Genomic DNA, 23,829 nt, shown 5'->3' on the forward strand with positions numbered 1-23,829 from the left:
CCCGACCCGCGCTCTCTAGGGCTTTCGTGAACATCGTTTCACTATACTGAATTGCATGTCAAGGCGTCGAGCCACGCCCACGAGGCGCAGCGGCGCTGATCTTGCTATAAATATTTGATTTTGCGCCTAAAAGAGAATCCCAACGCGCTCCGGCAGGCAGCCGATTGCGCTTTTGAACGGATTTCATTATGGTCCGTTTTCACTTAAATGGATTTGCTCTGCATGCAGAAGACACTCGACGTGACGGCCGATCCGGCGCCCGCCCAAGACGACGACGCCGCCCAGATCGGGCAGCGGCTGCGGGCGCTTCGCAATGACAGGAATCTGACGATCCTGGAGCTGGCGGCCAAGGCCGGGCTGTCCGCCGGGATCATCAGCCAGATCGAGCGCGGCAATTCCAACCCCTCGATCAGCACGCTGCAGAAGCTGAGGGGCGCGCTCGGGGTCACTCTCTGGGCTTTCCTCGAACGGGAGCCCGGGGCGACGGAGGGCGAACCGGCCTTCGTCCGCCGTCGGCACAACCGCCCGCGCTTCGTCGTCGGCCCCGGCCTCCTGACCAAGGAGCTGCTCTCGCCGAAGGACAACAACCAGCTCCGCTTCATGATCCTCAACCTGCCGCCGGGCGCGACCAGCGACGATGTGCTGACCGGACCGGGCGACAAGGCCGGCTACGTGCTTTCGGGTCGGGTGGAGCTGACCGTCGGCAACGCGGTGACGGAGATCGGCGAGGGCGACAGCTTCCAGTTCGAGAGCAGCATCCCGCACCAGCTGGTCAACCGCAGCGGCGAGGAGACCAAGCTGATCTGGATCATCCGCATCAGAGAAGCGCACTTGTAGGCCATAGGCGCCGGCCGGCCTCCGCCGGACGCCGCTCCCTTTCCATCCTGACGACGAGCAGAGGCACCATGATCACCCGTCACGAAGTCACCGGCCGCCTGAGCAAGGTCCTGGTCGCGAATGGATTCGCCTTCCTCTCCGGATTGACCGCCAAGGACCGCAGCGGAGACGTGCGCGAGCAGACGGCCGATATCCTGGCCCAGATCGATTCCTACCTGGCAATGGCTGGGACCGACCGGACCCGGCTGGTGACCGCCAATATCTGGCTGAAGGATGTCGGCACGTTCAACGAAATGAACGCGGTCTGGGAAGCCTGGGTCGATCCCGAGCAGCCGCCGGCGCGCGCCACGGTCGAGTCGCGTCTCGCGGCGGACGACATCCTGGTCGAGATGCAGGTCCAGGCGCTCGTCTGAGCCACCGCCCCGCCTCCTCCTTCCCCTGACCTCGAAGATCGGTCGCGACATGCCAGCAGATCCGGCTGTTCCCAGCGTTCTCCCCGGCGATCCGTCCTGGTGGTTCGCCGACGCGCTCGCAGCGGAGGGTGACGCGCCGCCCTCGCCGTCGCTCGCAGGCGAGATCACAGCCGATATCGCCATCGTCGGCGGTGGGTTCACCGGATTATGGACTGCACTGGCGCTCCGGGAGCGCGCGCCCCGGCTGAGCGTCGCGCTGATCGAGGCCTCGCTCTGCGGTTCGGGCGCGAGCGGCAAGAACGGTGGCAAGGTCCATGGCTACTGGGCCTCGCTCGGCGGCATGGAAGCCTCCCTCGGCGCCGATGCTGCGCTCGCCGTCGCCCGCGCCGGCACCAGGGCGCAGGACGCCATCCGCCGTTTCGCCACCGCACCCGGCCGGGATGTCTGGTGGCGTGAGAGCGGCAATGTCCGGGTCTCGGCCTCGCCGGCGCAGGATGCCAAGGTCGAGGCCTGCGTCGCGACGGCGCGACGCCTCGGCGTCCCCGACACCGCCCGCGAGCTGTCGTCAGCCGAGGTCGCAGTTTATTGCAGATCGCCCGTGTTTCGCGGCGGCGTCTACATGCCGGAGGGCGCCAATGTGCACCCGGCCAGGCTGGCGCGGGCGCTGCGCAGGGCGGCGATCGAGGCGGGGGTCGCGATCTATGAGAACACGCCCCTGATCGGGCTCGACACCGGCTCGCCCAACCGGCTTCGCACGCCCGATGGCCAGATCCTCGCACGCGAGGTCGTGCTCGCGACCAATACCGGCCTCGCCAGCCGCCGCGAGATCAGCCCCTATGTCAGCGTCTTCTCGAGCTATGCGCTGATGACCGAGCCGGCGCCGGAGAAGCTGCGCGAGATCGGCTGGACCGGCGAGGAGGGCCTCGCCGACATGCGGATGTTCGTGCATTATTTCCGCACGACGATCGATGGCCGCGTGCTGATGGGCTCGGGCTCGGGCCCGATCAGCTATAACGGCAACGCGGTCGATCCCAGTCTGACGCAAGATGCAGCATCGGCCGCCCGGGCGGAGCGCGGCTTGCGGCGGCTCCTGCCCGGCCTCGGCGATGTCGGGGTCGCCAAGGTCTGGGGCGGCGGCATCGATGTCTCCTCCGACCGCTTGCCCTTCTTCCGGACCCTGCCCGGCACGCGCGTGCATTATGGCTGCGGCTATTCCGGGCACGGGGTCAACCCGACCTATATCGGCGGCCAGTCGCTCGCGTCCCTGGTGCTCGGCGAGCAGGACGAATGGGCGAACCTGCCGTTCTGCCGCCGCGAGCTTTCCGCCCTGCCACCGGAACCTTTCCGCGTCGTCGGCGGCCGCTTCGTACGCTGGGGCATCATCGGCTGTGAAGAAGCGGAGGAGCGTGGCGAGGCACCCTCCGCAGCTATGCGCGCCGCCGCGGCTATCCCGAAACTGTTCGGCCTGAGGATCGGAACGCGCTGACCCACACCGATACTGCGGCAGGGCAAAAATCACGCCGCGCTACATCAGGCTATCGATGAATGGCTTGGTTTAAGGCGCCCCCGCTAAGCTTCGGACCGCCTCAACACGAGTTTCAACCCCAGCAGCGCGAGCAGCAGCAGCCCCAGCGAGATCAGCGCATTCCAGCCGGCGAGCGACAGTCCGAGGAAGCGCCAGGCAGCCTCCGTGCAGGAGACGATGCGGGTGGTCTGGAGCTGGTTCAGGAGGCTTCCGACATCGCCCGCCACAGGCGGCGCGCCGCCGCCGCAATCATTGGGGCCGAGGAACCAGCCCCATTCCACGCCGGAATGATAGGCGCCGAGCCCCGTGCTCCAGGCGAAGAGCAGCGCGAAGCCGACCAGCGCCGCGATTTGCAGGCTGCGCGTCCGCGCCACGAAACCGGCCACCACCGCCAGCCCGATCGCGGCGTAATGCGGCTGGCGCTGCTCCAGGCAGAGCTTGCAGGGCACGAGATGCCAGACGAGCTGCGACCACCAGGCGCCGGCGATGAGCGCCACTGAGGCGAGGCCGAGCACGACGATCAGCCGGGATGGCTGCAGCAGCCTTGCGATGAGAGATTCGCTGGCGGGCATCGCGGCGCTCCGTCTCAGAACAGGTACTTGAACGCGAAGAACCCGCCGACGATGCCGACGAGGACGACGATCATCGCCGCGGCGAAATGCTCGTCGAGGATCCGGCGGATCGGGCCGCCGAACTGGCGCAGCAGTCCGGCGACCAGATAGAAGCGCGCGCCGCGCGTGATCAGCGAGAGCAACACGAACCAGAACAGGTCATAGCCGGCGAAGCCGGAGGTGATGGTCACCAGCTTGTAGGGGATCGGGGTCACGCCCTTGAGCAGGATGATCCAGTGCCCGTACTGGGCATAGGCCGCGCGAAAGGCCTCGACCCCGTCGCCATGGCCGTAGAACTGGATGATCCAGCGGCCGACCGAATCATAGAGCAGCGCGCCGATCGCATAGCCGAGCAGGCCGCCGACGACCGAGGTCAGCGTGCAGATCGCGGCATAGAACCAGGCCCGGTTCGGCCGCGCCAGCGCCATCGGCACCAGCATGACGTCGGGCGGAATCGGGAAGAACGAGCTTTCGGCGAAGGAGACCGCGCCGAGCGCATAGGGCGCGCGCGGGCTGGCCGAAAGCGCCATGGTCCAGTCGTAGAGGCGTCGAAACATGCTGTGCACCGGTGGCGCCGCCCGCTGGGCTAAGATGCGGCGGTTGTCCTGTCCTCGTCAGCGGCCATGACGTTCCCGCGCGAGGTTGCGAGGCCCGATCGGTCATGCTCCGGCAGCGCTGTCTAGCCCCCTTCGCAGGAACCGTCCATGGCTGCGGGCGACGCAAGGCGTCTCCTCACGATCCGTTGACCCGGCGCGCGCCATCGCTATAGTCCGCCCGCCCGCGAAGGGCATGCGTGCCGGTCCGCGATCGGCGCGTCATGTCGGGGCCCCTGTGGCGGAATTGGTAGACGCGCTCGACTCAAAATCGAGTTCCGCAAGGAGTGCTGGTTCGATTCCGGCCAGGGGCACCAACTTTCTGAAAACTCCAGGCCTCGATCTCCGCGTGTTGCGCGGCCGTTGAGGCCATCGCTACGGCGTGGATCGCCGCCTCTGTTTCGGCCCCCGCAGTGGCACCGGTTCAGACGGAAACGGCTTGCCCCTCCATGAAGCCCTCGAAGAAGGCCGCGAGCGCCGTGTGGTCATCGAGCGGAAGCACGTGCGCGACATATTGATCGGGCCGTACGATCACGATGCAGCCCCGCTCCCGATCGATGCCGCGCATGTCGAAAACATCGCCGCCATTCAAGTCGGGACAGAACATCTTTTCGTAGTCCACGAGGCCCAAGCGACCCTTGCGTGGCAACAGCAAGCTGGGCATGGCCTCCAGGGCGAGCCCGCGATGGCCTTGCTGAAGCACCGCCCGGACATCGATCACCGAATCGACATCGTCCCCTGGGCGCGTGTGTCGCCTCACAGGCGATAGGCGTGAGTCCGCCAGAAAGTCGCACAAAGCGCGCAGGCGCGAGGACGGTTCGGCGGGATTTGCCCTGTCGGCAAAGGCGAGGAGGCGCCAGCGTCCGTCGGCCTGCACGACATGGCCAAGATGGACCGGCTTTGCGTCCGCCAGCCGGATCACCGGCGCGGAATGGAAGCGCGTGCCGATTGGCAGGCCCTTGGCGAGATGCTGATGGGTCGGCTCGCCGGTGAGGCGCGACGGCGTGTAACGGGTCGCCGTTCCGGCGGTGTAGCGTCCATGCCTGACAAAATAGGCCTGGACCTCCTTCGGATCGACGCCCTCCCCGTCTGCGGAGGATTTCAACGGCGCGCTGAGCATCTTGGCCCACTCGCGATCGAAATCGATCAGCTCCCTGGCGATCGCCTGGCGCTCGGACGAGTAACTGTGCAGGAGCTCCGGGGCGCAGCGCCCCTGCAGAACCGCTGCCAGCTTCCAGCCCAGGTTGAAGCTGTCCTGCATCGAGACGTTCATGCCCTGCCCCGCCTTTGGACTATGCGTGTGGCAGGCATCGCCGGCGATGAAGACGCGGGGATGCCGCTGGCCCTCGCTGCCCTCAGGCACGTCGTCGAACGTGTCGCAAAGACGCTGGCCGATCTCATAGACCGACCACCAGGCGACGTCCCGCACCTCGAGCTTGTAAGGGTGCAGGATCCGCTGCGCTGCAGCGATCAGATGCTCCACGCCGAGCTCGCGGCTCGCGACCCGCTCATTGTCGTTGAGCTTGTCGAGCTCGACATAGATCCGGATCAGGTAGCCGCCTTCGCGCGGGATGATCAGGATACTGCCTTCGCCGGCGGACTGGACCAGCGCCTTCAGGCGGATATCGGGAAAATCCGTCACGGCCAGGACGTCCATGACGCCCCAGGCCTGGTTGGCCGAATCGCCCCGCAGGTCACGGCCGATGGCTTTGCGCACATTGCTGCGCGCACCGTCGCAGCCGATCACATAGCGCGCCTTCACCGTCTCGACCTGCCCCTCATGCGAAGGATCGAGACATTCCAGCCGCACCGCGACCGGATGGGATGAAGCCCCGCCATCGGCGCAGTCGGGCTCGATCTGCAGGTCGAGCAGGCGGCGGGAATAGGTCGGCTCCAGTCGGCTCGGCGAATTGCGCATGACGTCCAGGAAGAAGTCATGCACCCGCGCCTGATTCAGGATCACATGCGGGAATTCCGACAGGCCGTCCTCGACATCCTGAATCCTGCCGTGGCGGATGATATTCTCCGGCCGGGCCTCGTCAGGCTTCCAGAACGAGGTCTCGTTGACCCAGTAGCTCTCCTTCAGCACCCGCTCGGCAAAGCCGAAGGCGTGGAACATCTCGAGCGTGCGGCAGGCGATGCCGTCGGCCTGGCCCAACTGCAGCGGCCCGGCCTTCTGGTCGATGATCCGCGTCCTGATCTCCGGGAAGCCTGCCAGCTGTGCGGCCAAGGTCAGGCCGGCCGGGCCACAGCCGACGATCAGGACATCGACCTCCTCGGGCAAGGCCCCGAAGCCGGGAGCGCCATCGCCGTGGGCGGGTTGCTCGGAAACGCCCGGATCGCCGGTGCGGAAGCCGTTGAGATGGAATTGCATGAAAGTCCCCGTCGACGAGGAGGGAAGCTCGATACGCTCGGGCGGGGCTGACAGCCGGAACGGCGCCGATCCTGTCGCGCCCGGCTCAGGCCCGGCGCGCCCGCGCCTGTTCCAGCCACATGTCCCAGGGCCGCTGCACCTGCGCCTCGATATGGGCGACGCAAGCCCGGCTTTCGCCTTCGGTGAGATAGGTCACCTCGCCGAGCTGCATCGCCTGCAGCTGGTAGCGGGCGTTGAGCTCGGCATAGACCGCCCGGTAGACCGCCTGCTTGATCGAGGCGCCGACGACGGTCGAGCCATGGCCGCGCATCAGCACGATGTCATGCCCGTCGAAATGCTCCGCCAGGGCCCGGCCGAGATGATTGTTGCTGATCAGGAGATCGGTCGCGTCGCCTCCGGCCTCGCGGATCTCGAAGACCGGCGCGCCTTGGCCCACGAACCCGGCCATGTGAAAGACCGCCCTGAGCTTCATGCCCTTGACGATGCTGAGAGGCACGATGGAATGGGAGTGGCTGTGAACCACGGCCATCACGTCGGGACGTTTGCGGAAAATCTCGGCGTGGATGAAACGCTCGAGATAGACCTTGCGGCCGCCCGCGTTCACGGCCTCGCCCTCGAGCGTGAACTCGACGATATCCTCCGCCGCGACCCGGCTGGGCGCCATGTTGCGGGCGAGCAGGAAACGGTCCGGCCGCGTCTCGTGGCGCACGCTGATATGACCGAATGCATCGACGACGCCCTGGTCGAACAGGATGTGGTTGGCCGCGACGAGTTCCTCGATCAGCTCCCTGGAGGGCGCCGCGGAAGGCTCGGCCGTATCGGCCAGATCGACGGCGATCGGGTGCGAGTGGTTGCCCTGACCTGACGTGCACATGTTCTGGTCCCTCTCAAGAGCGCCTGGTTCCGACGCCGCCACGCAGCGGCCACGACCGCCGCAGGGCAACTGAAAATCGTCACCCGCGGGAGCGGATGGGCTGGCTACCTTGCCAGGCCGGAGATGACGCGGCTGGCAAACCTCCGGCGCGGAAAACCGCCATGCCGTCCTCCCTTTTGGTCGACCTCGCTCCAGATCGTCCGTATACTGATTAAAAGGATACGAAGTAATTCCGCGCTGTCAACCGGGCCGTTGAGCCGCGGCGGGGGCAGATCAGGCCGCCATCGAGTCCGAAGCTATAATGCGCGCAGCCCGGCGCAGGTTTGACAGTCTACAGAATGAAAGCATACAATCCATCTGGCGCGCGAGCCGTGAGGCCGGATGATAAAAGTATACCAGCAGTAATTCTCCAAGCGTATGCCGCCCAATTCCTTTCCAGCCACAATGCGTTGGACCAGCGGGGCCGCAAGAAGGCGATCCGACCATGTCGATGGAAGATGTTTATCAGAAGCCGGGGCACCTTATTCGGCGGGCCCAGCAGATCGCCGTGTCGATCTTCCTCGAGGAATGCGCGCCCCTGGACATGACCCCCGTGCAATATGCGGCGCTGGTCGCGGTCCGGGACAATCCCGGCATCGATGCCACGCGTCTTTCTGCCCTCGTCGCGTTCGACCGCTCGACGCTGGGCAATGTGCTGGAGCGCATGGAGACCAAAGGCCTGATCGTCCGATCTGGCGACAAGCAGGATAAGCGGGTCAAGATCCTGCGCCTGTCGCCAAAGGGAGCGACGGCTCTGAAAGAGGTCGAGCCTTTGGCGCGCCGCGCCCAGGAGCGCATACTCGGTCCGCTCGCGCCGGAGGACCGCGAGATTTTCATGCGCATGCTCTCGCAGCTCGTCGAACTCAACAACGAGGCCTCTCGCGCTCCGCTGAAGCTTGCGGTCGCGCGCTCGTCAGACGCGGCGTGACCCTCGCGCGGCGGCAGCCGCCGGCCTGATGAATGCCCTGTCGTTTGCCGAGGAATGAAGCCGGCTCCCGCCCGTCATGATTTGACAGCCTCGAAATGCAATGCATACTGATAATAAGTATGCGTTCTTGTTTGCGCCGGCTATGTGACGGCTGCATCAGCGGCCGCGAAAAAAAGACAATCGAGAGCCGCTCAAGCGGCCCAATCTGGAGGAGAACCTGGTGACCATCACGAGACGCAGCGCCATTCTGGGCCTCACTGCCGGCGCGCTGGCGCCGTCGCGCGCCTTCGCGCAGCGCAAGATCGTCAAGCTCATCGTCCCCGCGGCGCCGGGCGGCGCGATCGACGTCATCGGCCGTCTCTACGCCCAGCGCATTGCCCCGGCGCTCGACGAATCCTGGGTGATCGAGAACAAGGCCGGGGCCAGCAACACGCTGGGTGCCGCTGAGGTCGCCAGGGCGGCGCCCGACGGCGCGACCTATCTGACCAATGCCGATATCCACATCATGGCCCGGCATGTCATGCGCAGCGTGTCCTACGATCCGCTGGCCGATTTCACGCCGATCTCGCGCTTCGCAAGCTCACCGATCGTGCTGATCGGCGCGACGGCCAGGACGCCCGAGACCATGCCGGCGCTGATCGCGAACATGAAGGCGGAGCCCGACAAATACACCTTCGCCAATTCGGCGCTGGGCAGCATGGGCCATCTCGCCACCGAGAGCTTCAAGCGCCGCACCGGCACGACGGCGGGCCTGGTCAATTACCGCGGCACCGCTCCGGCCATCACCGACGTGGTCGCCGGCCAGGTCTCCCTGATGGTGGCGCCGCTCGGCTCCGCCCTTCCCTTTGTCACGGACGGCAAGGTGCGTGCCTTCGCCATCATGGGCGCGCAGCGCAGCCCGCTCCTGCCGAACCTGCCGACGGCCGGCGAGCTCGGCCTGCCGGATCTCAACTTCACGCTTTGGTACGGTCTTTGGGGGCCGAAGGGCTTGCCGGCCGCGACGGTCCAGCGCGTCAACGCGACGGTGCAGGCGGCGTCCAGGGATCGCGAGATCGTCGACAAGCTGACCGCGCTCGGCGCCGAGCCCGTCACCGAGGATGCCGCAAGCTTCAAGGCCTTCATCGAGGCTGAGCACCAGCGCGTCACCCGCGTGGTCGAAGAGGCCGGCATCAAGCCGGGCTGACCGGGCGGTCAGACCTGCCCTCCCATCATGGCCGCGCCATTTCGGGCGCGGCCCGGCGATGCCGCACACCCGACGCCGGTAAGGGAAGGGGTGTGTTGGCGCTTCTTTGATTTCTTCTAAACTATTGAATTTACGTAGATATTGGTATCCGGCTGTAGTACCACGGTCGCGGACCGGCTCCCGCTGACGCAGCGAAATGCGTGTGGGCACCGACGGATCGCGAATGAGTATCGACCTTAAAGTCTTGTTCGAGCGGCATGAGCGCGAGGTGGGCCAGTTCCTGCGCCGCCGGCTCGGCAATGCGACTGACGCCGCCGACATCTCGCAGGAAGCGTTCCTGCGCGTAGCGGGGATGAAGGAAGGCCGGAGCATCGCCGATCCGCGGGGCTTCCTCTTCACCGTCGCCGCGAATCTCGCGCGCGACCATCTGCGCCGGCTCATCCGGGGCCGCAAGGTCGAGGTCGAGCCATCCGGACAGGATGCGATCTGCACGGCCGCGACGCCGGAGGAGGCGCTTCTCGCCCGCCAGCGCGACCATGTCCTGCGCGATGCCATCGACAGCCTGCCCGAGAAGACCCGCGCGGTCTTCCTGCTCTACCATGTCGAGACCCTGTCCTATCGCGAGATCGCCGAGAGGCTCGCGATCTCGCCGCGCACCGTCGAATACCATTTGCGCGAGGCCCTCTCCCGCTGCCGCGATCATGCGCAGCGCTGCGGCGCGCTCTGAGGCCTGACGAAACCCCACCGGGGAAATCGACCGGCACGTCGTCCTTCTCACTAGAGGCGGATGATTTCAGATGGAATCGCTTTGCGGTTCCATCTGAAATCTGAACCCGTCTCTCATCAATAAGTGAGAGCAGGATTGATGCGAAAAACCGGTTCCCACTTTTTCGCATCCTGCTCTAGAAGCTGCGACTGGGTTGCGGCGGCGCGCGCCGTCCGCATATGGACTGGCATGGACGAGAGCCGCGACCTCAACCGGGACGACGAACTGTTCGCCGAGGCGAACCGCTGGTTCTTCCGCATGCAGGCCGAGGACGCGACGGCGGCGGAAAGGGCAGCCTTCGCCCGCTGGCTCGCGGCCGATCCACGCCATGCCCGCGTCATCGGCGAGATCGAGACCCTGCTCGGCGCCCTGCAGGACCCTGCCAAGGCCTCACATCGCGCGGCGCAGGCCAGACAGGATTTGCGATCCTCCCCCGCTGGTGGCGGACGGCGGACGATGCGCTGGCTGGCCGCTGGCCTGGCCGCGGCGCTGGCTCTGTTCGCCTATGTCCAGGGACCGGTGCAGCTGGCACGCTGGAACGCCGACCTGCTGACCGTTGCGGGCGAGCGCGCCTCGCGCCGGCTCGCCGACGGCACGACGGTCGAACTGAGCAGCGATACGGCGCTCAAGGTCGAGATCTCCGAGACGCAGCGCCGGATCACGCTGTTGCGCGGCGAGGCCTTCTTCGAGGTCGCTCGCGATCCGCGCCCGCTGGTGATCCAGACCGAGGCGGGAGAGGTGCGCGATATCGGCACCGGCTTCGGCGTCGCGAGCGCCGGCGCCGAGGTCTTCGTCACCGTCGAGAGCGGCATCGTCGATGTCGCGAGCCGGCATGGCGAGACCGCCCGCCTCACGGCCGGCCAGCGCGTCGCCTTCGATTCGGCCGGCATCGCCCCGGTCACGAAAGCCGATCTCGACGGCGATCTCGCCTGGCGGCGCGGCCAGGTCGTCTTCCGTCAGCAACGCCTCGCCGATGTCGTGGCCATCCTGAACCGCCATCGCGCCGGCCGGATCGTGATCGTCAACCCGTGGATCCGCGACCTGCGCGTCTCCGGCAGCTTCGACATCGACCGTTCGGCCAGCGCGATCGAGGCGCTGGAGACGGTGCTGGGCGTCAGCGCCACGCGCCTGTCGCCCTATCTGGTGATGCTGCGCTGACAGTCCGAAATTATTTCGGCCGCGGCCCAGGGTTTCTCCTCGCCCCATCGTCCTGATCGATGACGCCCCAGCGCCGGTTGCCCGCGCCCGGGCGCAGTGGGACGACGAGGGGTGGATCATGATTGGACGGGTTGCTGGCGCGCGGAGCAGGACCGAGCGCGGCGGGACGATGCACAGGCTTGGCCGCGTGCTGCTGGTCTCGACGATGATGGTTCCGCTCGCCGGGCATTCGGCGCGCTCCCAAGCCCCCGCCACGAACGCCGCGCGCTATGACTTCGCCATCCCGAGCCAGTCGCTCGATGGCGCACTGGCCGCCTTCTCGCGTGTCTCCTCGCTCCAGGTGCTCAATCGCGGCTCCGTGACGAAGGCTGCCACCTCGCCGGGCGTCAACGGACGCTTCACCGCCGCGGAGGCGCTGTCCCGCCTGCTCGCCGGAACCGGACTGACGCCGCATTTCGCCAGCGCCAATACCGTGACCGTCACGGGCTCGGGCCCGGCCTCCTTCAGCGCGCTCGACAACGCGATCACGCTCGACACGATCGAGGTGCAGGGACCGACCTATGGCACCACCGGCTTCGTCGCGACGCGCTCGACCGCCGGCACCAAGTCCAACACGCCGCTCGCCGAGGTACCGGCCGCGATCAGCGTGATCACGCGCGACGAGCTCGACGCCCGCGGCGTGCAGGACCTGAACACCGCCATTGCCTATACGCCCGGCATCAAGGTCATCGACTATCCCGGCGGCCAGGGGGCGCCCAACATCTATATCCGCGGCTACCGCACCATCAATTTCCTCGGCCTCTATCAGGACGGGCTGCGCGCCGGCTTCAACTCCTACGACCAGAATGTCGAGACCTACGGGCTCGAGCGCATCGACGTCATCAAGGGCCCGGTCTCGGCGCTCTACGGCCAGGGCGCGCCGGGCGGCATCGTCAACCTGCTGACCAAGCGGCCGCAATTCACCCGGATGAACGAGATCCAGCTCCAGGGCGGCACCGACCAGTGGCGCAGCGCCGCCTTCGACCTCACCGGCCCGATCGGCGACAGCGGCCAGTTCGCCTACCGGCTGACCGGCCTGCTGCGAAAGGCGGACACCCCGGTCGATTTCTCGCCCGACGACCGCACCTATATCGCGCCGGCCTTCACCTGGAAGCCGAGCGACAACACCTCGCTGACCGTTCTCGCCAACCATCTCGATTTCAAGCGTGGCGGCTCCGAGCAGAGCCTGCCGATCTCGGGAACGCTGCGCCTCAACCCGGTCGGCGGGCGCCTGCCGCGGCACTTCTTCCTCGGCGAGCCCGGCTGGAACGAGGAGCACATCAGGAACACCTCGATCGGCTATATCTTCGATCACGCCTTCAACGAGAGCCTGCGCGTCCAGTCGACGACGCGCTATATCAGCACCGAGTCGGACTACAAGACCACCGGCGCCACCCAAAGCGGCGCCCTGCTCAACAACCGTCTCTACCGGCGCAACGCCGCCTTGCGCGAACAGGAATCGGAATCCTTCCTCACCGACAACCGGATCGAAGCCAAGTTCGATACCTGGGGCTTCCGCCATACGGTGCTGACCGGCTTCGACTATTCTGCCTATGAGCGGGACGAGCGCCGACGGAGCGGAAGCGCGGCTGTGCTCGACATTTTCAATCCGGTCTATGGCCGTCCGATTGTCCTGCCGGCGCAGCCCAATGTCTCGTCACTGACGCAGCTTGAGCAGACCGGCGTCTATCTGCAGGACCAGATCAAGTTCGAGCGCTTCATCGTCACCCTCGGCGCGCGTCGCGACTGGGTCAAGAGTAAGGTCACGAACCGGATCGGCAACAACCAACCGACATCCAATCTCGACATGGCCTGGTCCTACCGCGCCGGCCTCGGTTATGAATTCGACAACGGCATCGTGCCCTATGTCAGCTATTCAACCTCGTTCAATCCGCAGGCTCTGCCGCGCTCGGACGGGCGGCCTTTCGATCCCGCCGAGGGCAAGCAATTCGAGGCCGGCATCAAATACCAGCCGCGTGACTTCAATGGTTACATCTCGGCGGCCGTCTTCGACATTGTTCAGACCAATGTTCCGACCCGCGATCCGGTTAACTCCGGTTTCTTCACCCAGGCCGGCGAGACGCGCTCGCGTGGTTTCGAGCTCGAAGGCAAGGTAAGCCTCGGTGGTGGCTTCGGCCTGATCGCTTCTTATGCCTATCTCGACGCGAAGGTGACGAAGGACACGCCGAACCCGGTGACGGGCGTCAGCCTCCAGGGCAACCGGCTCGAGCGCGTGCCGCATCACAGCGCCTCGGCCTGGCTGGACTACGAGGTGCAGGAAGGCAGCTTCGCCGGGCTGCGGACCGGCATCGGCCTGCGCTATACCGGCGAGACGACCGACACGACCAATCTCGACCGTATTCCCGGTTATACGCTGCTTGACGCCTCGCTCAGCTATGATTTCGCCAGGATGAACCCCAGCCTCACCGGGCTGAAATTCACCGTCAGCGGCACCAACCTGCTGGACAAGCGCTATTACCAGGCCGGCTTCTACCAGGGCACGGTCATCGAAGGCGCGAGGCGCACGGTGCTGGGCACCGTGTCCTATCGCTTCTGACGCGGCGGCACGGGATTGTCTGGGCAAGCGACAGGAGGGAACGGCGGCTTCAACCGACGCGAACTCCTTGCGGCGAGCGCGCTCATTCTGACCTGCGGCCCGCGCGCCCGGGCGGCATCGCTGCCGCCGCGCGTGGCGGCGCTCGGCTGGTCTTGCGCCCCAGACCCTGCTCGCGCTCGGCCTCGTCCCGCTGGCCGTGCCGGAAATCGAGCGCTACGGCCGATTGGTGGTCGAGCCGGCAATGCCGGCGCAGGTCAGCGAGGTCGGCCTGCGCTCCGAGCCCAATCTCGAATTGCTGCGCCAATTGGCGCCCGATCTCATCGTCATCGACCCTGGCCTGGCGAGCGCGCGCGGGCGGCTGGAGCAGATCGCGCCGGTCGATGTCTTCACGACACTGGCGCCCGGCCGCCGGCCGCTCACAGTCGCGCAAGAAGCGATGCGCCGCCTCGCCGCGCGCCTTGGCCTCGACGCCGCCTGCGAGACTTATCTCGCACGCTTCGAGACGAATTTAGCCGGCTATGCCGCGCAGGCGGCGGGCTATCGAGGTGGCCCGCTCTACCTGATCCATGAAATGTTCAGAAACCGGGCGCTCGTCTTCGGCAGCACAGGTCTTTATCAGGACGTGCTCTCTCGGTTCGGGTTGCGCAATGCCTGGACTGGCCCCAGCGGTCTTTACGGCCATATCGTCATCGGAATCGAGGAATTGGCCGATGTGCCAGAGGCGCGGCTGGTTCTGATCAATTCACGCGCCGCCGATTTCGCGCGCCTGCTGCGGACCCACCCTTTCCTCGGCAGCTTGCCCGCCATCCGGGCGTCGCGACTGACGGTATTGTCGGACGTGCACTTCTCGGGCGGGGTGCCCGCCGCCGAACGCTTTGCCCGGCTGCTTGCCGAACGCCTGCCGAAAGATGGCGATGGCCAAGGCTGAGGCCGTGATGTCGACGGGGCGCTCTTCCGGCTGGCTTCACCCGGCCCTTCTCGTCGCGGCGTTTCTCGTCGGCGCGGTTCTGCTCGCCTGGCGCAGCCTGTCCGCGCAATTGCCGCCTGCGGTCTGGCTCACCGCGCTGTTCGATCCCGATATCGACATCCCGCGGCAGATGCTGATGCATTACACCGTTTTTCCGCGCATGGCGGTAGCTTTGCTGGCCGGCGCCGCGCTCGGGCTGTCCGGGGCAGTCTGTCAGCAGGTGCTGCGCAACCCGCTGGCGGAGCCCACCACCCTCGGCGTCTCGGCCGGAGCCAATCTGGCGCTCGCCGCCGCGATGCTCTGGGCGCCGGCACTCGTTGCCGCCGGCCGGGAGTGGCTCGCGCTGTTCGGCGGCTTCTCGGCTGCGCTCTGCGTGTTCGCGCTCGCCTGGTCGCGCGCGCTCTCGCCGCTCGCGCTCGTCCTCGCCGGGCTGATCGTCAGCCTCTATTGCGGCGCGCTCGGCGGCGCGTTGGTCATTTTCAACCACGACTACCTGATCGGCCTGTTCATCTGGGGCGCCGGCTTCCTCAACCAGCAGGACTGGAACGCCGCCTCGTTCCTGTGGCCGCGGCTCGCCGTCTCGTTCGTCCTGATCGCCGCAATGACGCGCCCGCTCACATTGCTCGGCTTCGACGACGAGACGGCGCGCAATCTCGGCCTTGGCCTCACCATGGCGCGCCTGGCGAGCCTGACCGTCGCGATCGCCCTTGCCGCCTCGGTGGTGAGCGCCGTCGGCGTGCTGGGCTTCGTCGGCCTCGCCGCGCCGACGCTGGTCCGGCTGGCCGGCGCGAGACGTTTCCGGGATCGGCTGATCTGGGCGCCGCTTTGCGGCGCGGCGCTGCTCTGGTTCACGGACCAGATCGTGTTGACCTTGCCCTCGGGCTATCGCGAGGTCCCGACCGGCGTCGCAACCGCCCTGCTTGGCGCGCCGATCCTGCTCCTGCTGCTTCACCGCCTGCGATCGGCCGCGCCGGTGGGTCAGGACATGCAGACCCTTGCGGTCCGCAGCCGCCACCCGCGCCGCCTCCTGCTCGCCGGGCTCGCCATCCTGGCGCTCGCGATCTGGATGGCGCTCGCGCTGGGCCAGGGGCCCGCGGGCTGGCGCTGGAGCGGGCTCGACGGGATCGTCGATCTCGCGCCATGGCGCTGGCCGCGCATGGCTGCGGCGCTCGCTGCCGGCGCCATGCTCGCGGTGGCCGGCGTGCTGACGCAGCGCATGACCGGCAACCCCATGGCGGCGCCGGAAGTGCTCGGCATCAGCTCGGGCGCGGCGATGGGCGTGATAATCCTCGCCTTCTCCGTGCAGGCTGCGAGCCGCCTGATGCAGGTCGGCGCCGGCGCTGCGGGCGCCTTTATCGTGCTCGCCATGATCCTCCTGCTGGGCCGCCGCTCGGAATTCAGCCCCGACCGGTTCCTGCTCGCCGGCATCGCGACCAGCGCCGTCTTCGGCGCCGTCATCGCCGTCGCGATGGCCACCGGCGACCCACGCATGGGCATGCTGCTGACCTGGCTCGCCGGCTCGACCTATCGCGTCGATGGCAGCGAGGCGCTGCTGCTCTGCGGCGTGGCCGCCGTTCTGCTGGCCGCCGCGCCCGTCCTCGCCCGCCCGCTCGCAATCCTGCCGCTCGGCCGCGCGAGCGCGCGCTCGGTCGGGCTTGCGGTCGCGGCAAGCCGGCTGGCCTTGATGCTGCACGCAGCGCTGCTGACCGCTGCGGCAACGCTCGTCGTCGGTCCGCTCAGCTTCGTCGGGCTGATGGCGCCGCATATGGCGCGGATGATGGGCATGCGCCGCCCGCTGCACCAGCTCGCGCTGGCCGGGCTGATCGGCGCCCTCTTGATGATGCTGGCCGATTGGGCGGGGCGCGTGGCGATCTTCCCCTTCCAGGTCCCGGCCGGACTGCTCGCCACGCTGATCGGCGGCCCCTACCTGATGTGGCTGCTCAGGCGGCGCTGATCCGGATCAGGCGCCCGCCGCCGCCGGCTTGCCGTCGATCGGGAAGTGGCAGGCGAACAGGTGGTCGTCGGAGCGCAGCGTCAGCGGAGGCTGCCGTTCGGCACAAAGTTTCGCTGCGCGCGGGCAGCGTGTGCGAAAGCCGCAGCCAGAAGGCGGGTTCGCCGGGCTCGGCACGTCCCCGCTCAGGACGATCCGCTTGCGCTCGCGCTCGCGCACCGGGTCGCCGATCGGCGCGGCCGAGAGCAGCGCCTCCGTATAGGGATGGGCCGGCGAGCCGAAGAGGCGTGCCGTGGGCGCGATCTCGACGATTCTGCCGAGATACATCACGGCGATCCGGTGGGCGATATAGCGCACGACCGACAGATTATGGGCGATGAACAGGTAGGAAATGCCTCTCTCGACCTGCAGGTCCTGCAGGAGGTTGAGGACGCCGGCCTGGATCGAGACGTCGAGCGCCGAAACCGGCTCGTCGAGCACGATGAGATCGGGATCGAGCACGAGCGCGCGTGCGATCCCGATCCGCTGCCGCTGGCCGCCCGAGAACGTGAACGGATAGCGGTCGAGATGCTCGGGCAGCAGGCCGACCCGCTCGATCGCGCGCCGCACCCGGGCCTCGCGCTCGTCTCGCGTCAGGTCGAGCATCCGCAGCGGCTCCGCCACCAGCTCGCCCGCCGTCATGCGCGGGTGAAGCGAGGCGTAGGGGTTCTGGAAGACGATCTGGAGGTGGCGACGCATTTGCGTCATCTCTCGCCGCGGCAGCGTGACGAGATCGCGCGCGCCGAACAGAATCTGCCCGCTCGTGGGCTCGATCAGGCGGATGATCGATCGCGCCAGGCTCGACTTGCCGCAGCCGGATTCACCGACCAGCCCAAGCGTCTCGCCGCGCGCCACGTCGAAGCTGACATCCGAAACCGCCCGGACGGCGCCGACCTTTCGCTGCATGATCAGGCCGCGCCTGATCGGGAATTCGACCGTGAGATTCCGGACCGACAGCAAGGCCTCATCCGGCAGGGCGGTCGCGCTGTCGCGAGGTTCAGCTGGCATGATGCTCGGGCTCCGCGAGCCCCGCCGTCTCGGCGGCACGGTGGCACATGGCCATGCTGGCTCCCAGCCTCTGCGGACCGGGCGCGGTCGCAAGACAGAGCGGAATGGCCGAGGGGCAGCGGGGATGGAACGCGCATCCGCTCGGCCGTGCCGCCGGGGACGGCGGCGCTCCGGAAATCGGAACGAGGCGCGCCAGCGGGCCGTCATGGCTTGGCATCGCCCGCATCAGGCCGATCGTATAGGGATGGCGCGGTCCCTCAAAAATCTCCCGCACCGGGCCGCGCTCCACGATCTCCCCGGCATACATGATCGCGACATCGTCGGCGAGGCCGGCGACGAGGCCTAGATCATGCGTGATCAGCACCAGCGCGAGATTGCGCTCCCGCCGCAGCCGGTCGAGCAGCTCGACGATCTGCGCCTGGATCGTCACGTCGAGCGCGGTCGTCGGTTCGTCGGCGATCAGCAGGTCGGGATCGTTGGCGATCGCGATCGCGATCATGACCCGCTGGCGCATGCCGCCCGAGAACTCGTGGGGATATTGGTCGAAGCGCTGCTCCGGATCGGCGATCGCGACCTGCCTCAGTAGCTCGATGGCGCGGCTGCGCAGACCGGACGCCGCCAGGGCGCGATCGTGGATATGGATCGCCTCCACCAGTTGCGCCCCCACGGTCATGACCGGGTCCAGCGCCGTCATCGGGTCCTGGAAGATCATGCCGATTTTCTTGCCGCGAATGCGCTGCATGGCGCGCTCGGGGAGCCCGAGCAGCTCCTGGCCGTCGAGCCGGACCGAGCCCCTGACCTGCGCCCGCTTCGGCAGGAGCCCGAGCACCGAGAGCATCGACAGGCTCTTGCCGGAGCCCGACTCGCCGACCAGTCCGAGCACCTCGCCGCGATCGAGCTCGAGGTCGAGGTGCCTCACCAGCGGCAGCTCGCGCCCGCCGGCACGGATCGCCATCGAGAGCCCGCTGATCTCGAGCAGCTTGGGCCTCGGCGTCATTGCGAGCCTGTCCTCGGATCGAGCAGGTCGCGGATGCCGTCGCCGACGAAGCTGAAGGACAACGACAGCGAGAAGATCGCCAGTCCCGGAGCGGCCGCCACCCACCAGTTGTAGAAGTTCGAGGCGCCCTCGGCGATCATTTGCCCCCATTCCGGGGTCGGCGGCCGGGCGCCGAGGCCGATGAAGCTCAGGCCGGCGAGAAGCAGGATGACCTGGCCGAGATCCACGGTCGCATTGACGAGGATCGGGCTCCAGCACAGCGGAACGACATGCTTGGTGAGGATGCGCGCTTGCGACGCGCCGCCGGCGACGGCCGCCTCGACATGATCGAGCGAGCGCACGGTGAGGACCTGGCCGCGCATCAGCCTTGCATAGACCGGCCACCAGACGATCACCATCGCCAGGCCGGCGTTGAACAATCCCGGACCGAGGGAGGCCGCGATGCCCATGGCGAGCAGCATCGGCGGGAAGGACAAGGTGATATCGGCGAGCCGCATGATCAGGCTGTCGAGCCAGCCGCCGAGAAAGCCGGCCAGGGCTCCCAGCGTGCAGCCGATCGCGACCGCCGCCGTCAGGACGAAAACCGAGACGGGCAGCGAGAAGCGGGCGCCGTAGAGGGTGCGCACCAGCACGTCGCGTCCCAGCGCATCGGTTCCGAACCAGTGCGCCAGGCTCGGCGGCTGCAGGCGGCGGCCGGCAAGCGCGATGGGGTCATAGGGCGCCCACAGGTCGATCGTCGCCGCGACCACGAGCCAGAGCAGGATGACGAGCAGGGCGACCAGGACGGACAGGCTCAGCCAGGCCGGCAACAGCCGCCGCGCGTCGGCGCCTGCCGCGCCAATCGGCTGCGCCGCGCCTGGCCGGAGGCTGGGCGCTCCGGTTTTCATCGGCCACCCCTGCCGACGCGGGGATCGGCCAGGACATAGGCGATATCGGTGATCAGATTGGCGAGCAGGAACGAGGCGCCGCCGACGATCGTGACGCCGATCACCGCCGGATAGTCGAGGGTCCGCGCCGCATCGACGGCGTAGGAGCCGATTCCGGGCCAGGCGAAGATGGTCTCGGTCAGCACCGCGCCGGTGATCAGATAGGCGAATGTGAAGCCGAGAATCGTCAGCGTCGGGATCAGCGCATTGCGCAGCGCGTGATTGATCAGGACGCGCCATTCGCCGGCGCCGCGCGCCCGCGCCGCGAGCACGAAATCCTGCGACAGGACATCGATCATGCTCGCACGCACGAGCCGCGCCACGACCCCGACCACCGTCCAGCCCAGGATCAAGGCCGGCAGGACGAGATGGGCGAGTGCTTCCCGGACCAGAGCCCAGTTGCCGGCCAGCAACGCATCCACCGTGTAGAAGCCGGTGACGAAGGCCGGCGCCGTCGTCCGGGTGTCGAGGCGGCCGGGCCCCGGCAGCCAGCCGAGCTGGACGGAGAACAGGAAGAGCGCCATCAGGCCGAGCCAGAACATCGGCACGGAGGACCCTGTCAGGGCGAAAAGCCGGATCGCGGAATCGGCCGCCGTGTCGCGGTGGCGCGCCGACAGGACGCCAAGCGCGACGCCGACCACTCCGCCGACGAGGATCGCGGCGAAGACGAGTTCGAGCGTCGCGGGCAGCCTTTGGGCGAGATCGCTCGCGACCGGCTGGCGCGTGCGCAGCGAGGTGCCCATGTCCCCCTTGAGGAGGTTGCCGAGATAGACCGCGTAGCGGATGTGCAGCGGCTGGTCCAAGCCCCAGCGCTCGCGCGCCGCGGCGACGACGACCGGGTTGCTCATCTGGCGCTCGCCGATCAGGGCGACGAGCGGATCGCCCTTGGTGAACTGGGTCAGGAAGAAAGCGACGGTCACGACGCCGAGCAGGAGCAGCGGCATCGCGACCAGGCGTCGTATGATCGTCCTCAGCACTCCGTCAGTCGCGGCTGAGCTTGTCGAGCGCGAGGTTGCAGCAGGCGCTGTAGCGCACGCCGTTCACACCCTTGCGGGCGGCCAGGATCAGATCGGGGCTGACCACAGGTATGATCACCTTGTCCGCGATCATCTCGAGGGCGATCTCGCGATAGACCGCCCCGCTCTGCTCGGCCGAGGACGCCAGCGCCTTCTTCAGGAGCTCGCCTTCCTTCTCGTTGATCACGCCCTGGACCTTGGTCGCGCCGGAACGCTTCGCCCAGGAACTCGTGCTCATCATCGAGAAGAACTGAACATACTGGGCCGAGCCGTAATAGTCGGGCGCGTAATAGGAGGCGGTCAGCGGAATGCCGTCGCCCGCCAGTTGCTCGCGCCAGACCGCGAAGGTGATCGGGGACAGCTCCAGCTTGATGCCGACGCGGACGAGATCCTGCTGCAGCTTCTGCATCATCAGCGAGAGGTCGACGCCATAGGCGTTGACCGCGGGATATTTGGCCTCGAGCGTGAAGCCGTTGGGCTGTCCCGCCTCGGTCAGTTTCGCTTTCGCCAAAGCGAGGTCCTGCTTGGGCGCCGGGAGATTGTCGGTGCCGGGGAAGCCGTTGGGGATCGCGACCGGCTGCAGCTTGCCCTTGCCGCCGACCGTGAACTCGACGAGGCCGTCATAGTCGATCGCCGCCGCGATCGCCTCGCGGATCGACTTGCTCATCGCAACCGTGTTGGCCTTGGCGCCGGGGCCGAGCGCCACATAGATGAAATTGAAGCTCGGCACGCTCGACAGGACGACATTGGGGTCCTTCGCGGACCCGGCCGTGTCGGCATCGACCTGCATCGCGACATCGGCCGCCCCCGATTGCAGCATCTGCATCTGGGCGACCGAGTCCGCCGCCTGCTTGATGATGATGTCCTGGATCTTGGGCTTCGGGCCCCAGTATTTCTCGTTGGCGACGACCCTGAGCTGATCGCCGTTGCGATAGACCGAGAGCTTGTAGGGGCCGCTGCCGGCGGAATTGGCGAAGAACCAGCTATCCGACTGGTCGGCGGTATTGGCGTTCGCCGCGCTGGTAGCCCCATTGGCCTCGGCGAGCTTGCGGTTGACGATTCCCGCATAGGGCGCGGCCAGCATGTTGAGGAATTCCGAGTTCGAGGCGGCCGTGTGCAGCACCACCGTCTTGTCGTCGGGCGTTTCGACGGAGGAGAGCGCCTCCATCAGGAAGGACGAGTCGGACTTGATGTTCTTCAGGCGCGTCAGCGACCAGGCGACGTCGGCCGCCGTGACCGGCGTGCCATCGGCGAACACGGCATTGGGCGCCAACTTGAAGGTGAACGCGGTCTGCTCCGGATTGGCCGACCAGGACGCGGCCAGCTTCGGCGCCAGCGTCTTGTTGTCTTCGCCGAGCGTCACCAGCGTCTCATAGGTGGCGGAGAGGTAGATCTGGCAGGTGTCGCAAAAGGCGCGCGCCGGATCGAGCGAGGTGATGTCCATGTTGCGGGCGATCACCAGCGGCTTGTCGTTCGCGACGGCTGTCGAGACGGCAGGGCCGAGAACGGAAAACGCCAGGAGAAATCCGGCGACTCTCGCAGACGAAGCGTAGCGCATGCACCCCTCCTTTTTATGAAATACGATATATCCGAGACCAGTTTGATCGGCTTGTCAACGTGAACGGGGGCGTGATCGAGCCGGAATCCCGCCCCCCGCGATTCGCTCCGGCCGGACATCGCCAAGCTTGCCAACGCCAGGCTCAGCCCGGGGGCCGAAAGCGGCATATTGCGAAACCCGCACTGTCATTATATGATATATCGAGATTCGGAGGAAGCGATGACGAAGCTTGCGAACTCGTTCGATACGGCGCTGCGAGAGCGCGCGAGCCGCGTCGTGCCCGGCGGCATGTGGGGCCACCAGCACGCTGCGAAGCTGCCGGAAGGCTATCCCCAGTTCTTTTCCCGCGCCGACGGTTGCCGCGTCTGGGATGTCGATGGCCGGCCTTATCTCGATTTCATGTGCAGCTGGGGGCCGAACATGCTCGGCCACCACCATCCCGAGGTCGAGGAAGCGGCCCAGCGCCAGGCCCGTCTCGGCGACTGCATGAACGGGCCAGCCGAGGCCATGGTTGAGCTCGCCGAGCTGCTGGTCGACACGGTCGCCCATGCCGACTGGGCCCAGTTCCAGAAGAACGGCAGCGACGCCACCACGACCTGCGTGACCATTGCGCGTGCGGCGACCGGGCGCCGCAAGCTGCTGGCCGCGCGCGGCGCCTATCATGGCGCGGTGCCGTGGTGCTCGCCGTCACTGATCGGCGTCACCGCCGAGGACCGGGCGCATATCCTGCTTTACGACTACAACGACCCCGAAAGCCTGCGCGCCGCGGCCGAGGAGGCCGGCGACGACCTCGCGGGCGTCATCGTCTCCGCCTTCCGGCACGATCTCGGGCGCGACCAGGAGCTTCCGACGGCCGCCTTCGCACAGGCCGCCCGCGAGATCTGCGACGCCAAGGGTGCGGCGCTAATCATGGACGAGGTCCGGGCCGGGTTCAGGCTCAACCTCGCCGGAAGCTGGGAGCATCTCGGCATCCGGCCCGATCTCGCGGCCTGGAGCAAGGCGATCGCCAACGGCTATCCGCTCGCCGCCGTGACCGGGCGCGAATGGCTGCGCAAGGCGGCCTCGCAGATCTTCGTGACAGGCTCCTTCTGGTGCGGCGCCGTGCCGATGGCGGCCGGCGTCGCGACGCTGACCGTGCTGCGCCGGGACGGTGTCGTCGAGCATCTGGCCGCCATGGGACAATCGCTGCGCGATGGCCTTGCCGAGCTGGCGCGACGCCATGGCCTCGGCCTGCGCCAGACCGGCCCGGCGCAGATGCCGATGATCCTGTTCGAGGACGATGCGGATTTCCGCAAGGGTGAGCTGTTCTGCCGGACCGCCCTGGCCGAGGGCGTCTATTTCCACCCGCGCCACAACATGTTCCTTTGCGCCGCGCATGGCGAGGCCGAGATCGCGGAAGCCCTCGCCGCCGCCGATATCGGGCTTGCCGCGGTGGCGGAGCATTCTCGCGTGGCGGCCTGACCGGAAAGC

20 protein-coding genes and 1 tRNA gene are annotated in these 23,829 nt (G+C 67.3%); 12 read left to right on the top strand and 9 right to left on the bottom strand.

Features of this window, described 5'->3' with window-relative positions; translation table 11 throughout:
- Nucleotides 1–222 precede the first annotated feature (222 nt).
- From ACTIF2_RS06960 to ACTIF2_RS06970, 3 genes are all read left to right on the top strand, one after another.
- A complete protein-coding gene (locus ACTIF2_RS06960; RefSeq protein WP_439496315.1) occupies nt 223–837 on the top strand; it encodes a helix-turn-helix domain-containing protein in 615 nt (204 codons plus the stop codon).
- Between the two features lie 68 nt (nt 838–905).
- Nucleotides 906–1,250: a RidA family protein gene (locus ACTIF2_RS06965; RefSeq protein WP_439496316.1), complete on the top strand. Its 345-nt coding sequence runs from the start codon at nt 906–908 to the stop codon at nt 1,248–1,250.
- 49 nt (nt 1,251–1,299) lie between these two features.
- Complete coding sequence (locus tag ACTIF2_RS06970) at nt 1,300–2,736, top strand: NAD(P)/FAD-dependent oxidoreductase (RefSeq protein WP_439496317.1); 1,437 nt, start codon at nt 1,300–1,302, stop codon at nt 2,734–2,736.
- An 83-nt stretch (nt 2,737–2,819) separates the two neighbouring features.
- Here ACTIF2_RS06970 and ACTIF2_RS06975 read toward each other — a convergent pair whose 3' ends face one another.
- Both ACTIF2_RS06975 and ACTIF2_RS06980 read right to left on the bottom strand, forming a co-directional pair.
- Nucleotides 2,820–3,347, bottom strand: coding sequence for a disulfide bond formation protein B (locus ACTIF2_RS06975; protein ID WP_439496318.1), 528 nt, complete (start codon nt 3,345–3,347; stop codon nt 2,820–2,822).
- A 14-nt stretch (nt 3,348–3,361) separates the two neighbouring features.
- The gene (locus ACTIF2_RS06980) at nt 3,362–3,943 is read right to left on the bottom strand and encodes a YqaA family protein (protein ID WP_439496319.1); all 582 of its coding nucleotides are present in this window, start codon (nt 3,941–3,943) and stop codon (nt 3,362–3,364) included.
- A 268-nt stretch (nt 3,944–4,211) separates the two neighbouring features.
- Here ACTIF2_RS06980 and ACTIF2_RS06985 point away from each other — a divergent pair.
- Nucleotides 4,212–4,296, top strand: a tRNA-Leu gene (locus ACTIF2_RS06985).
- A gap of 107 nt (nt 4,297–4,403) precedes the next feature.
- Here ACTIF2_RS06985 and ACTIF2_RS06990 read toward each other — a convergent pair.
- Nucleotides 4,404–6,353 (bottom strand): FAD-binding monooxygenase, encoded by a 1,950-nt coding sequence (locus ACTIF2_RS06990; protein ID WP_439496320.1) that lies wholly within the window; start codon nt 6,351–6,353, stop codon nt 4,404–4,406.
- Between the two features lie 85 nt (nt 6,354–6,438).
- Nucleotides 6,439–7,227 carry a class II aldolase/adducin family protein gene (locus tag ACTIF2_RS06995; protein WP_439496321.1) on the bottom strand — a complete coding sequence of 263 codons (789 nt, stop codon included), beginning with the start codon at nt 7,225–7,227 and terminating at the stop codon, nt 6,439–6,441.
- A 484-nt stretch (nt 7,228–7,711) separates the two neighbouring features.
- Between ACTIF2_RS06995 and ACTIF2_RS07000 the strand changes: the two genes are divergently transcribed.
- From ACTIF2_RS07000 to fhuB, 7 genes are all read left to right on the top strand, one after another.
- Nucleotides 7,712–8,194: a MarR family winged helix-turn-helix transcriptional regulator gene (locus ACTIF2_RS07000; protein WP_439496322.1), complete on the top strand. Its 483-nt coding sequence runs from the start codon at nt 7,712–7,714 to the stop codon at nt 8,192–8,194.
- A 220-nt stretch (nt 8,195–8,414) separates the two neighbouring features.
- Nucleotides 8,415–9,377 carry a Bug family tripartite tricarboxylate transporter substrate binding protein gene (locus tag ACTIF2_RS07005; RefSeq protein WP_439496323.1) on the top strand — a complete coding sequence of 321 codons (963 nt, stop codon included), beginning with the start codon at nt 8,415–8,417 and terminating at the stop codon, nt 9,375–9,377.
- Between the two features lie 223 nt (nt 9,378–9,600).
- The gene (locus ACTIF2_RS07010; protein ID WP_439496324.1) at nt 9,601–10,104 is read left to right on the top strand and encodes an RNA polymerase sigma factor; all 504 of its coding nucleotides are present in this window, start codon (nt 9,601–9,603) and stop codon (nt 10,102–10,104) included.
- 228 nt (nt 10,105–10,332) lie between these two features.
- Nucleotides 10,333–11,301 carry a FecR family protein gene (locus tag ACTIF2_RS07015; protein ID WP_439496325.1) on the top strand — a complete coding sequence of 323 codons (969 nt, stop codon included), beginning with the start codon at nt 10,333–10,335 and terminating at the stop codon, nt 11,299–11,301.
- Between the two features lie 118 nt (nt 11,302–11,419).
- Nucleotides 11,420–13,897 carry a TonB-dependent siderophore receptor gene (locus ACTIF2_RS07020; protein ID WP_439496326.1) on the top strand — a complete coding sequence of 826 codons (2,478 nt, stop codon included), beginning with the start codon at nt 11,420–11,422 and terminating at the stop codon, nt 13,895–13,897.
- 166 nt (nt 13,898–14,063) lie between these two features.
- Nucleotides 14,064–14,825, top strand: coding sequence for an ABC transporter substrate-binding protein (locus tag ACTIF2_RS07025; protein WP_439496502.1), 762 nt, complete (start codon nt 14,064–14,066; stop codon nt 14,823–14,825).
- Nucleotides 14,812–16,818 carry a Fe(3+)-hydroxamate ABC transporter permease FhuB gene (gene fhuB / locus ACTIF2_RS07030; protein ID WP_439496327.1) on the top strand — a complete coding sequence of 669 codons (2,007 nt, stop codon included), beginning with the start codon at nt 14,812–14,814 and terminating at the stop codon, nt 16,816–16,818. The genes ACTIF2_RS07025 and fhuB overlap by 14 nt, the downstream gene beginning before the upstream one ends.
- A 6-nt stretch (nt 16,819–16,824) precedes the next feature.
- On the opposite strand, the gene ACTIF2_RS07035 is transcribed toward fhuB, so the two are convergent.
- From ACTIF2_RS07035 to ACTIF2_RS07055, 5 genes are read right to left on the bottom strand one after another with little or no spacing between them, the layout of a single operon-like run.
- Nucleotides 16,825–17,862 (bottom strand): ABC transporter ATP-binding protein, encoded by a 1,038-nt coding sequence (locus tag ACTIF2_RS07035; RefSeq protein WP_439496328.1) that lies wholly within the window; start codon nt 17,860–17,862, stop codon nt 16,825–16,827.
- Entirely contained in the window at nt 17,852–18,859 is a 1,008-nt protein-coding gene (locus tag ACTIF2_RS07040; protein WP_439496329.1) for an ABC transporter ATP-binding protein, read from the bottom strand. The genes ACTIF2_RS07035 and ACTIF2_RS07040 overlap by 11 nt, the downstream gene beginning before the upstream one ends.
- A complete protein-coding gene (locus tag ACTIF2_RS07045) occupies nt 18,856–19,746 on the bottom strand; it encodes an ABC transporter permease (protein WP_439496330.1) in 891 nt (296 codons plus the stop codon). The genes ACTIF2_RS07040 and ACTIF2_RS07045 overlap by 4 nt, the downstream gene beginning before the upstream one ends.
- Nucleotides 19,743–20,762: an ABC transporter permease gene (locus tag ACTIF2_RS07050; protein WP_439496331.1), complete on the bottom strand. Its 1,020-nt coding sequence runs from the start codon at nt 20,760–20,762 to the stop codon at nt 19,743–19,745. The genes ACTIF2_RS07045 and ACTIF2_RS07050 overlap by 4 nt, the downstream gene beginning before the upstream one ends.
- A 4-nt stretch (nt 20,763–20,766) precedes the next feature.
- On the bottom strand, nt 20,767–22,359 hold the full coding sequence (locus tag ACTIF2_RS07055; protein ID WP_439496332.1) for an ABC transporter substrate-binding protein: 1,593 nt from the start codon (nt 22,357–22,359) through the stop codon (nt 20,767–20,769).
- 219 nt (nt 22,360–22,578) lie between these two features.
- On the opposite strand from ACTIF2_RS07055, the gene ACTIF2_RS07060 reads away from it, so the two are divergent.
- On the top strand, nt 22,579–23,820 hold the full coding sequence (locus tag ACTIF2_RS07060) for an aminotransferase class III-fold pyridoxal phosphate-dependent enzyme (protein ID WP_439496333.1): 1,242 nt from the start codon (nt 22,579–22,581) through the stop codon (nt 23,818–23,820).
- The last annotated feature ends 9 nt before the right edge of the window (nt 23,821–23,829 follow it).

It is taken from the genome of Allobosea sp. (genome assembly GCF_051860145.1).
In the GTDB taxonomy this organism is placed as follows: Bacteria; Pseudomonadota; Alphaproteobacteria; order Rhizobiales; family Beijerinckiaceae; genus Allobosea.

Bases quoted from the DNA above. Each gene is read 5' to 3' on its own strand.
- ACTIF2_RS07000 (WP_439496322.1), top strand. From the start codon at position 7,712: ATGTCGATGGAAGATGTTTATCAGAAGCCGGGGCACCTTATTCGGCGG.
- ACTIF2_RS07045 (WP_439496330.1), bottom strand. From the start codon at position 19,746: ATGAAAACCGGAGCGCCCAGCCTCCGGCCAGGCGCGGCGCAGCCGATT.
- ACTIF2_RS07040 (WP_439496329.1), bottom strand. From the start codon at position 18,859: ATGACGCCGAGGCCCAAGCTGCTCGAGATCAGCGGGCTCTCGATGGCG.
- ACTIF2_RS07010 (WP_439496324.1), top strand. From the start codon at position 9,601: ATGAGTATCGACCTTAAAGTCTTGTTCGAGCGGCATGAGCGCGAGGTG.
- ACTIF2_RS07055 (WP_439496332.1), bottom strand. From the start codon at position 22,359: ATGCGCTACGCTTCGTCTGCGAGAGTCGCCGGATTTCTCCTGGCGTTT.
- fhuB (WP_439496327.1), top strand. From the start codon at position 14,812: ATGGCCAAGGCTGAGGCCGTGATGTCGACGGGGCGCTCTTCCGGCTGG.
- ACTIF2_RS07035 (WP_439496328.1), bottom strand. From the start codon at position 17,862: ATGCCAGCTGAACCTCGCGACAGCGCGACCGCCCTGCCGGATGAGGCC.
- ACTIF2_RS06975 (WP_439496318.1), bottom strand. From the start codon at position 3,347: ATGCCCGCCAGCGAATCTCTCATCGCAAGGCTGCTGCAGCCATCCCGG.
- ACTIF2_RS06995 (WP_439496321.1), bottom strand. From the start codon at position 7,227: ATGTGCACGTCAGGTCAGGGCAACCACTCGCACCCGATCGCCGTCGAT.
- ACTIF2_RS07020 (WP_439496326.1), top strand. From the start codon at position 11,420: ATGATTGGACGGGTTGCTGGCGCGCGGAGCAGGACCGAGCGCGGCGGG.
- ACTIF2_RS06970 (WP_439496317.1), top strand. From the start codon at position 1,300: ATGCCAGCAGATCCGGCTGTTCCCAGCGTTCTCCCCGGCGATCCGTCC.
- ACTIF2_RS06980 (WP_439496319.1), bottom strand. From the start codon at position 3,943: ATGTTTCGACGCCTCTACGACTGGACCATGGCGCTTTCGGCCAGCCCG.
- ACTIF2_RS07015 (WP_439496325.1), top strand. From the start codon at position 10,333: ATGGACGAGAGCCGCGACCTCAACCGGGACGACGAACTGTTCGCCGAG.
- ACTIF2_RS07060 (WP_439496333.1), top strand. From the start codon at position 22,579: ATGACGAAGCTTGCGAACTCGTTCGATACGGCGCTGCGAGAGCGCGCG.
- ACTIF2_RS06960 (WP_439496315.1), top strand. From the start codon at position 223: ATGCAGAAGACACTCGACGTGACGGCCGATCCGGCGCCCGCCCAAGAC.
- ACTIF2_RS06965 (WP_439496316.1), top strand. From the start codon at position 906: ATGATCACCCGTCACGAAGTCACCGGCCGCCTGAGCAAGGTCCTGGTC.
- ACTIF2_RS06990 (WP_439496320.1), bottom strand. From the start codon at position 6,353: ATGCAATTCCATCTCAACGGCTTCCGCACCGGCGATCCGGGCGTTTCC.